Source organism: Vibrio sp. 947 (assembly GCF_033339115.1).
Lineage (GTDB): Bacteria > Pseudomonadota > Gammaproteobacteria > Enterobacterales > Vibrionaceae > Vibrio > Vibrio alginolyticus.
The window spans coordinates 173,037-183,447 of record NZ_JAWOTX010000011.1; the positions used below are offsets into that span (position 1 = coordinate 173,037).

Genomic DNA, 10,411 nt, shown 5'->3' on the forward strand with positions numbered 1-10,411 from the left:
AGTGCTTATTTGTATAAGTACTTTCTTGGTTGAGGCTTAGCTCATTTCTATAAGCGGCGTAAACCCCACATTAAATACAAACCGCCAATGAGAGACGCCATAAGCCCTGTTGGTATTTCTTGCGGGTAAAGGATCTGTCGTCCCAACCAATCAGCCAACAACATCACCCCTGCCCCCAGTATCGCGGCGCATAACATGTGTTGTGACGCTTTGTTAAAACCAAATAAGCGAGCTAAATGCGGAGCCAACAACCCAACAAAGCTAATCGGGCCAACAACCAATGTCGCACTGACCGTGAGACAAGCAACTAAAAGAAGCAGTATTGCGCGTGAACGATCAACTCGAATTCCAAGTGCTTTAGAGGAAGCGGCACCGACAGGAAGAATATCTAGCCATCTTACGCAGAGAAAACTCAACCCTATAAAGACAAGCGCAGATAAAGACAATGGGAGTAACGTTTCAACCGAGACATAGTAGGTAGACCCAGACAACCAAGCCAATGCTTGATAACTTCTTGGGTCACCAGTGGCTAGAATAAAGCTCTGTATTGCATTCATCAGTGCGGTTATTGCAATACCAGTCAACAAAATACGCTCCGGCTGAAAGCCTGACTTACGGTTTAGCAGCACAATGACTAATACCGTCGCTAATGCGCCTACGAGCCCGCCTAGAGAAAGAGTGAAAATTGACGAACCAAACCCAGTAAACATCGCGATGATCAATCCCATCGCTGTCCCTGAACTGATACCGATCACTTCAGGACTTGCCATTGGGTTTCCACTTAGGCGTTGAATCATGGTTCCAGCAATCGCTAACATTGCCCCCGCAATTGCTGCTGCAAATAATCTAGGTGCGCGCCATTCCAAAAAAATCCAATTTTGGCTAGCAAATAAGTTTGTCCACCCTTCATTTTGCACAGCAACCGTGGCAAAAAGAACAACAGAAATTAACGTGCCGATCAACGCCAATGAGATCGCTTTAGGGTTTAGCTTGTAAACATGTTGACGGTGTCGAGTTAACACTGTTTGAGTATGGCTCTGCGTCTTTTGTGATAAACGAGGTAACAGCCATAACAGTAACGGAGCGCCCAGTGCAGCGGTTGCTGCTCCCGTTGGTATAAAACTCGCCATTAGCCCTGGCAGTTGCTGAATAACCAAATCGGTTAAAGTCAATAACATGGCACCAATCAGCATTGATACCCAAAGCTTATGCTGGATTTTATTGATACCTATCAATCGAGTAATCGCTGGCGCCGCTAACCCGATGAAACCGATGATTCCTACGGCAGAAACCACCCAAGAAGTGATTAACACCGCAAGCCCAAGACAGACAAAACGCAACTTAGCCAGCGAGACACCTAAACTCTTGGCACCTTGCTCGGAGAGTTCCAACAGACTTAACGGCTTTGCAATCACAAATGCAATGATCGTAGCAAGTGCGATTCGAGGGGCAAGATACGAGAAATCTCCCCATCCACTCTGAACAAGCGAACCGGCTCCCCATATCATTAAGCCATTCAGCTTTTCGGTATTCATCATCAGAATAACCGTACTTAATGATGCAAAGTACAGGTTTATCACTAACCCAGAAACAACGACAACCGTTGGAGATAACGCTCGTCGCCATGACAACAGCATCACCAACCCCATCGATATCACACCGCCGATGAGAGCAACCAAATTAGGCGCGATATCCAACATCCAAGGTGCGAATAGCGTAGCTAACATCAAAGCAAAACTTGAACCGCTCGCCACACCAAGTGTCGTGGGTGAAGCGAGAGGGTTACGCAGCACTTGCTGCATCAATACCCCAGCAATCGCTAATCCAGCACCAGATATAATCGTGGTGAAGACTCGAGGCCACCAGCTAAAGTGAAGTAAAACCGAATCTATAAATTGAAAGTTAGGCTCCCATAAACTGCTTAGAGCTAACGAAAATGAGCTTACTTGGTACAATTGGAAAGCACCAATAGAAAAGGTAAATGCCGAAAGTAACACCACAAAGCTTAAAGGCATCGTTTTCATTGTGTTAACTCCTCGACCTTACTCGCCGTAACTAACTCTGCGAAACGGAGGGCTGAAGGCATAGAACCAAAACTCCAAACGGGCGCGACTTGCATGACCTTTTCACCAGATTGTTGAACAACATATTGCCAAAATGGGTCTTGAGAGAGCTGCTCCGCTCCACCGTAAGGTAATGGCTCTACGATAACAATTTGAGCTTTTATGCCAGCTAACTTGTCGATGCCAACTAGGCTAAAGCCCCAGCTATTCGTCTTTTCATTCCATGCATTACTCAGCCCAATCTTTTCGATAGCCTGAGAGTAAAGACTATTTTGACCAAAAACACGTACGTGCTTTGTATCCATAAACTGAATCATTAGTAGTGGCGGCTGGCCTTTATTTATACGCTGTTTTAATAAAGTAAAACGTTTTTCATATTGTTGGATAAGCGCCTCTGCTTCCGCCTCTCTTCCCAGCTCTTCACCAAACCTCCGAGTGAAACTGGTAAGTACCGACCAATCTGTAATCCCGCTTTCATATAAGTCAATGGTGGTAACCGGGGCGATATCAACTAAGTGATGCTTCATTGAGGAGAAGTACGGGGCAATAAAAATACGATCAGGTCTGAGCTCGTAAATGCGCTCTATATTGGGTTGAGTCCTTAACCCTACATCCTTTGTTTGAGGTGGTAACGGTGGTGACTTTACCCAAGCATCGTAATCTTGCCCTTGAGCAACGCCTACAGGTACGACCCCTAAAGCCAACATCGTTTCAGTTTGTGTCCAATCAACCGACATCACCCGAGGTGATGCGTCAGCTAGTGCTTGAAAAGAACTGACCAAAAGCGCACTAAGTGAGAGAGCGAAAGAGAAATGTTTAAGTCGAGTGTTTGTACTGCTCATTATTCCAACCTTTAGCTTGGCATCGCCACCGGATAACCCGCAGGGTGGTCAGAGATCATCATCTCTATCCCATATATGTCCCTCAACTTAGGTTCAGTAAACACCTGTTCAACATTGCCTTGTGCAATCAAATCACCTTGATGTAATGCAACGATGTAGTCGCAAAATCGTGCAGCCAAGTTGATATCGTGTAATACGATAATAACGCCCAAACCCAGTTCTTGACTGAGTTTAGAGATAAGCTTCAACATATCTACTTGATGGCTGATATCTAGCGCAGACAAAGGCTCATCAAGAAGCAAATACTCGGTTTTTTGGGCTAACAGCATAGCTAGCCACACACGTTGACGCTCTCCTCCAGATAACGTGTCCACTAAGCGATCTGCGTATTTTAGTGTGCCTGTCATCGCCATTGCTTCTTCAACAATGTCGTGATCTTTCTTACTCAAACGTCCAAGTAAACCATGCCATGGATAACGACCAAAACCGACTAAATCTCGACCTAAAATACTGTCGGTCACCGGAAGATGCTGAGGCAAGTAGGCAATATGTTGGGCGAATTTTTTCGCTGAGAGATCGTTAATGCTCGTTCCATGCAGAACCACGTCACCAGCTGTGTATTGCTGTTGCTGTGCCAGCAACTTTAACAATGTGGATTTTCCTGAACCATTGTGTCCAACAAGGGCGTATGTTTTTCCGGGTTCAAATGTCACATCAAACGCTTTTAGCAATGACTTGCCTTCAATCTCAAACTGGAGTGCTTTAGCTTCCAACATCCCTACTTCACCTAATAGCCATTTACGAATAACAGTTATTCAAAGCTCTCATTCGTTGATCACGTTTGCCGTTTTTATTCAACAGAACGATTAATAAGGGAGGTTTTATATAACAACAAAGATACAAATGCAAACCGTTGTCATTATCATTACATAAACAAGATCATTGAGAGAATTGCTAAGTGTTAGTGATAATTTGCTCTGCTGAACTTCATTAGTAAATTATAGGCAGGTCAACGAGAGCAGCGGTCTCCCACTGCTCTCGCATAAATTTGAACGAATACTGCAGCGTATGAAGAAATGAAAAATGCCGCAGTGAATACATTAATGACGAGCGTCAGCGCCAAACTCTACTTCTTTATAGATATCGGCCAGCGACTTTTTACCTTGTTTGTCTTTGGCTGAACGCTTTTTCTTAGTTTGATAATGGTATTCTTGCTCCTGAAGTGCTTGTTCGTGCTCTTTTGCTGACTCAACAAACTCAGGATTTGCAAGTGCTTGTTGGCGTAAGCGGTTTACTCTTTCAAGGGTTTCCCACAACATACTTCACCTCCAAACTTATTACTGTATATAAAAACAGTATTGTTTAAATATTCCTCCTCGTCAACATTTCAACTTTGTTACTGCTCTTCACATTAACCCCAAGCCTGTATAGTGCTCGGGATATTTGTGGATGATTTGCTTTATATAACCTTGATGCTCTCGCAGAGCATCAACACATTCTCGAGATAACCACCCCTGATATACCCATTTTTCAAGTTCTAACAATGCGTATGGGATGGACCACGCTTGTCTATACGGATGGTGCGTTGTCATAAAATCAAAGGCATTCGCGGCAGCCGTAATTTGGGCGACTATTGGTATATCATCATTGGTTAAACCATAAGGATAACCAGTGCCATTTAAATTTTCGTACTGATAAATAATCATCTGCAAAAACAAAGTCACACTCGGGTGAACCGGATTTCCGATACGGGCAACTATGTCATCCGCTGAATCGATACAACGCTCAATATGTTGAATCAATATCGCCTCTTGTTCTTGAGAGTAATTTGTTCGGCGGCTAGCAATTTCAACTGGCAGCTGACTATCACCGAGCGCATGGAACTGAGCAAAAATACCAATATCTTCGACCATTTCGTCATTCAGGTGATAACGATCCGCTAACTGCGTTGCGATAATTTGACTGTAGTACTTCATGCGTTTGGTATGCGCGTAATACTCAGGTGAATAGCCTGGCATCATACATTGCATTCGGTTCGCTAGCGTTTCTATCGCATTGACTACTTGAGTTTCTGATTCAACCGCAAATCGAATCATTTCGAAATAAGGTTTAAGACCATTCAGCGCTTCTAAACTAAACGCATCACGTTGAGTGGAGTTCAAAAATACAAAACCAGTAAAAGCTTTATTGTCATAACAAGGAATAGCAGCCGACGACTGATATCCGTGTTTGAGTAAAATTTGAACCCGAGGACAGTGATTAATATCATGAAGGTCTTCGACGATACGAGGAACCGCGTTTTTAGAGGCAATATTGAGGTGGTGGAGTTTACGGAATGCTGATTCGTGATGGGCTAAACACCAAGTGTCGAACTCACTTTCTGCAAATGATTTGAGCACATCTTGGTCTGGGTGATATTTTGCAAATGACACCCTATCAATACATGGCAAGTGCGCCTGCATCCTGCCTTTTAGCGTTTGCAGTTGCTCGTTAAGCGGTTTTGCAAACGGGTAAAAACTCCGGTGCGCCATGCTTCACCTCCACACCAAAGCAGAGAAACAAGAAAAGCTCATTGTGTTGCAAATTCAATGGTATTTTGAGCGGTTTTCTCCACTTAAATTATCGATATACCACAACTTAAGTGTACGAAATAAAAGCACATTTCTACCAATTTTTTCACCGGATATCTTACGGTAATTTGATCCAGATTAAAAAAGCCAACGAGCGAAACTCGTTGGCCTAACAATACTGATTGATTACGATGGACTCAGTAACTAGAAGTTATTCAAAGAACGTTCTAAACAACTAGCCTAGAGCAGGAAGCACACCCAGCGTAATTAACACCTGAGCGAATACGATGCCAGTGCCAGCGATGCCCGTTATCACTAACGCACCTTGACCACCTGCGACGCGGTACTCCCCAGTAAAATCATCCGATTTACGAACCTTGATCACCATAACCAAAGGCAAAAAGATGGCTAAAATCGCTAAGGCAATCGCTGCATAGCCCAAAGCCATAATAAAGCCTTGAGGATAGAAAAGTGCGAAGCCTAGCGGTGGAGTAAACGTCACTAGTGCCGCAATCAAACGATTAGGCTTATCGTTACTTCCTTTGATGGTATCACCCAAAAATTCGAATAGACCCAAACTCACGCCAAGGAACGATGTCAACAATGCCAAGTCAGCAAACACACCAACAATGCTACCCAAATTTGATTGGTGTACTGTCTGAGATAGTTGACCAATCAGTGCGCTCAACCCTCCGTTCTCAACAAGCGTACTTTGGCTAACCACACCCAACGTCACGATTTGCCAAAAGATATAAATAACGAGTGGAATCGTCGAACCAATAATAACGGCTTTGCGTAAAGAAGAAGTGTCACCGTCTAAGTAACTCACAATTGCAGGTATACTTCCGTGGAAACCAAACGAAGTAAAGATCACCGGAATCGCCGCTACAACAAGGCCTTGTTCGATTGGCATACTTAACAAGTAAGATTCCGTAACGTTTGGAGCAAGAAAAGAAAGCACCGCAACCATTGCAATGAGCTTCATCGCGAACAGAACTCGGTTTACTTTATCGACCGTACCGGTACCCACTGTCACAACTAAAGTCACAATCAAGGTAAAGATTATCGTTGATGTAGGCCCTGAAATATCGAGGTCAAACCATTGTGCAAGGCGGTCTCCGAACTGAGCACCACCGCCAGCGATATACGCTGCACATAATGAGTAGAAAAGAAACAACATCGCAAAACTTGCCACCCACTTGCCTTTTTGACCTAGGATCTGTTTCGCCAAAGTATGAAGTGTAGCACTACTCTCCGCATGTTGATGAAGCTCAAGCATAAGCAAGGCAGTGAAAGCCATCAGAGCCCATAAACCTAGCATGATGATAATAGAAGTTGAAAAACCAATGCCGGCAGAGGCAAGTGGAAGCGCTAGCATACCAGCGCCTATTGTAGTGCCCGCAATAATTAGCGTACTACCGAATACTTTAGAACGACTCATTGTATATTAATCTTTACACTTTATTAGAAATTATCAGTATTAGATCGGGCAACGGCGGACCGAAACCAACACCATATTTGTATTGCCGTCGATATTGTAGGATCTTTAGCAGAAGATCAAGCAAAGTGTAAGGATAAAAAACCACACATGTAAACTATAACTTACACTTTACTGATATTTAACAATAACTGTGTGCATTCTTCCCTGTTCATGAACTTGGGAACAGGGTAATTCCAGTGCGCCTCTTTCAGAATTAAATCAACAAGCGCATCAGCATCTTCACGTTGAATGAGCGCACTGGTTTGCTCAATATCAATAGTTGAAAACAAGGACTCCAGATTCGCCAAAAAATGCTGAGCACTTGCGTTACCTAACTGCCCCTCGGCCGTCAACTCATCGAGCTTTCTTAGTTGAGGCTCAATCTCTGATAATGAAAAGCGCAGCACAGGCAACAAGGCTAATCCGTTTGCCATACCATGAGGTATTCCATATCTCGCACCGAATGTGTGAGCAAAGGCATGAACATAACCCAAACTCGCTTTGGTAAATGCTAAACCCGCGTAATAGGATGCCATAGCCATTTTATGACGAGCTTCGACATCATCCCCTTGCATCACAGCCCTAGGAAGATATTTAAAAATGAGTTTAATAGCGGCAACCGAATAAGCCATCGTTTCTTGAGTAGCGTTTTTCGATACATAGGCCTCAATAGCGTGGGTTAATGCATCAACGCCAGTATCAGCCGTGATCTTAGGAGGTAAACCAATCATTAAATTCGCATCTAAAGCTGCCATTAGTGGCACCAACTTTGGATCCATTAAAGGGGTTTTAATGTGTGAGGAGGGATCTGACACGACCGCAGCGATAGTAACTTCACTTCCGGTTCCAGCCGTTGTTGGAATAGCAAAAAGCGGCGCTGGCATTCGCCATACCTTCAATAGTCCAGCTAATTTTTTTATTGGCCGTTTATTGGTAACTTTCGCAGCGATGACTTTTGCACAATCCATTGCAGAGCCGCCACCCAAAGCTAATATGCCCTCACAATGAAAACGATGATAAGCCTCTAGACCGCTCTCAACCTGATCATAGGTAGGATCGGGCTTAACTTGCGAGAAAACATCTAACTGTAAATCGAGTTGTGCTGCTGCCTCAAGCACCTTATCTACAATACCGACTTGGACTAACCCTTCGTCGGTAACTAACAAAACGCGTTTAAATCCCAGCTCGGTCATCGATTCTAATAGCTCATTCATCGAACCAGGGCCGGAAAACAAGGTTGGTCTCGGCATAGGAAGGATATGGGCTGCAATTTTTAACCCAGCGGTGTAACTCCGGTATAAACGATGCTTCAACATACGAAATCCTTTTCATTTAGAGCTATCATTCTAGCTACTTTTACTACCTATGCTTACTTTGCAATCACACATTTTCAATAAACTTATCTCACTAAAAGGGCTAGCATCGCTGGGAAACCGTACCATTTTATTATCTTTCCTCAACGACATGAGCTACAGAGAAAATGTTTTCAACGACGCTCTATTGTCATGTAGTTAACAAGCTTCTTTCCCTATTACTCTGTTAGTTACAGAGCGAGCCTCGAAGAAGTCTTCTTATTTTTTGCCTTCAAAAGCAACAATATGAATTCTGTTAATCACACATCAATACCGTGTGTCTCTGGTTGAGCCCGAGCACGATTTACAAAAATAAAAATAAGAATGCGTTACATCATGATTTATTGTCGTTTTCAAATAAGTCAACAAGAGCAACAATAATCTTTCAAAACTTATACTTAGTTCAAATATCTGACTCTTAACCATGAGCTTCAGGTGATATTATTATGCAACTAGGATTATTATCCCGCCCATAATCAAAACTATGTCTAAACGCCCACCTTTTTGGGGTCTATTCGCTGTCGTACCCAATTTTTCCTATCACCTTCTGATTTGGGTTTAGCGTGGGCTAATTAGCAATGTCGGTATAAACCATGAATCATTCTTGCCATTCCCATACGGACATGGGCTTTGAAGTCGATCTGAAACAAGCACTTATCTGGGTTGCTCGAGCACTCGACTATGTAGGTGTTGATGATACGCACCATAGCCACCGTGTCGCTTACATCGCTTACCAATGTGCTCGGGTCATGAACTGGGAACCAGAAAAAGCGGAGTTTTGCTACTTCGCAGGGATGATCCACGATTGTGGGGTCTCCGAAACACAAGAACATAAAATGTTACTTGAGGAGTTGGTGCCACAAGATGTAAAAACACATTGCTTAAGAGGATACCGAAGCCTCAAGCAGTGTCGTTTGTTGCGTCAGTTTGCGACACCTGTTCTTTACCACCATACACATTGGAGTGAACTAAAATATCTTGATTTACCGCCTTTTGAAAAAGAGGTCGCTGCCCTACTCTATTTAGCCGATCGTCTCGATTTTATGCGTTCCAAATACGTCATGAACTGCCACTGTGACATTGTCACACTTCATGAAGAACTAATTGCAGAATGCATCATGGCAAACGCTGGAACTTTGTTTAATCCAGACATGGCTAAGGCAATGGTTAAGCTCGTTATGACCGACGCATTTTGGTTCGCGATGGAGTCTGAAAATATAGAAACCATCGGATTAAACTTTAAAAGCATTGATTGGCTTCAAAAACAGCTCACCATCCAAGATATGAATAGTTTGGGCATGTTTATCGCTCGAATTGTTGACGCAAAAAGCCCATTTACTTATCAACATTCGCAAAAAGTGGCGGAGTTATCTCGGTATCTAGCCATCAAGCTTGGGTTCTGTGAGCACGACCAAGAGATGTTATTTATTGCTGGGTTGGTGCATGATATCGGAAAGTTAAAAACACCAGATGAGATTCTTCATAAAGAAGGCTCTCTTAATAAACAAGAGTATACGCGTATTAAACGCCATACAATTGATACTCAGCTCGCATTACACAAAGTGTTTCCCAACGCTAAAATAGCGGAGTGGGCCTCTAATCATCACGAGCGTTTGGACGGTTCTGGCTATCCTTATCATAAAACAGGAGACGAACTCGATGTACCATCACGTATTGTCGCGGTTGCCGATGTTTTTCAAGCTCTGTCTCAGGACCGTCCCTACCGAGGACGAATGGCTCAAGCACAAATCGCCGCGATTATGGGCGAGCAAGTCGCTAAACAAGAACTTTGTTCTGACGTCTATGCAGTGCTAGAGCGAAACATGACCGAGTGTTACGAGCTATCAACTAATGTTTAATCGATAAAGGGCGTATCTACGCCCTTTGCTGATTTTGTGCAGGTTGCAAACCAATCATTTTGCAATATCAAGTACATTGTCTCGCACACCATTGATTCTGAACCAACCTGCAATACTGAAACGCTCAGCATTGGTCGGTAAAACCTCATGCGGGAATTGCTCAGATAAGAGTAAATTACCACCTTCTAAAGAAGGTGGCTTTGTGTGAGCCCCCTAAAAGGGGGCCTTTGTTTAGTCCAGCGCCA

The 10,411-nt window shown here is 43.5% G+C and carries 8 protein-coding genes and 1 pseudogene; 1 reads left to right on the top strand and 8 read right to left on the bottom strand.

Annotation, left to right across the window (positions count from 1 at the left end; genetic code table 11):
• Positions 1 to 47: 47 nt before the first annotated feature.
• The 7 genes from fhuB to R7Q39_RS15775 form a co-directional block, all read right to left on the bottom strand.
• Entirely contained in the window at positions 48 to 2,024 is a 1,977-nt protein-coding gene (fhuB, locus tag R7Q39_RS15745; RefSeq protein ID WP_258479889.1) for a Fe(3+)-hydroxamate ABC transporter permease FhuB, read from the bottom strand.
• The gene (locus R7Q39_RS15750; protein WP_047102208.1) at positions 2,021 to 2,905 is read right to left on the bottom strand and encodes an iron-siderophore ABC transporter substrate-binding protein; all 885 of its coding nucleotides are present in this window, start codon (positions 2,903 to 2,905) and stop codon (positions 2,021 to 2,023) included. Before R7Q39_RS15750 ends, fhuB begins: the two co-directional genes overlap by 4 nt.
• A gap of 11 nt (positions 2,906 to 2,916) precedes the next feature.
• Positions 2,917 to 3,681 (bottom strand): ABC transporter ATP-binding protein, encoded by a 765-nt coding sequence (locus tag R7Q39_RS15755; protein ID WP_005389081.1) that lies wholly within the window; start codon positions 3,679 to 3,681, stop codon positions 2,917 to 2,919.
• 324 nt (positions 3,682 to 4,005) lie between these two features.
• A complete protein-coding gene (locus R7Q39_RS15760) occupies positions 4,006 to 4,224 on the bottom strand; it encodes a hypothetical protein (protein WP_005377723.1) in 219 nt (72 codons plus the stop codon).
• An 87-nt stretch (positions 4,225 to 4,311) separates the two neighbouring features.
• On the bottom strand, positions 4,312 to 5,436 hold the full coding sequence (locus R7Q39_RS15765) for an HD-GYP domain-containing protein (protein ID WP_115385952.1): 1,125 nt from the start codon (positions 5,434 to 5,436) through the stop codon (positions 4,312 to 4,314).
• A gap of 274 nt (positions 5,437 to 5,710) precedes the next feature.
• Entirely contained in the window at positions 5,711 to 6,916 is a 1,206-nt protein-coding gene (locus R7Q39_RS15770) for an aromatic amino acid transport family protein (protein WP_054701450.1), read from the bottom strand.
• Between the two features lie 161 nt (positions 6,917 to 7,077).
• The gene (locus R7Q39_RS15775; RefSeq protein WP_017634023.1) at positions 7,078 to 8,271 is read right to left on the bottom strand and encodes an iron-containing alcohol dehydrogenase; all 1,194 of its coding nucleotides are present in this window, start codon (positions 8,269 to 8,271) and stop codon (positions 7,078 to 7,080) included.
• Positions 8,272 to 8,900: 629 nt separating this feature from the next.
• Between R7Q39_RS15775 and R7Q39_RS15780 the strand changes: the two genes are divergently transcribed.
• Complete coding sequence (locus R7Q39_RS15780; RefSeq protein ID WP_025766702.1) at positions 8,901 to 10,166, top strand: HD domain-containing phosphohydrolase; 1,266 nt, start codon at positions 8,901 to 8,903, stop codon at positions 10,164 to 10,166.
• 54 nt (positions 10,167 to 10,220) lie between these two features.
• Here R7Q39_RS15780 and R7Q39_RS15785 read toward each other — a convergent pair.
• A pseudogene (locus R7Q39_RS15785) lies at positions 10,221 to 10,337 on the bottom strand (SM-20 protein); the annotation flags it as partial.
• Between the last annotated feature and the right edge of the window lie 74 nt (positions 10,338 to 10,411).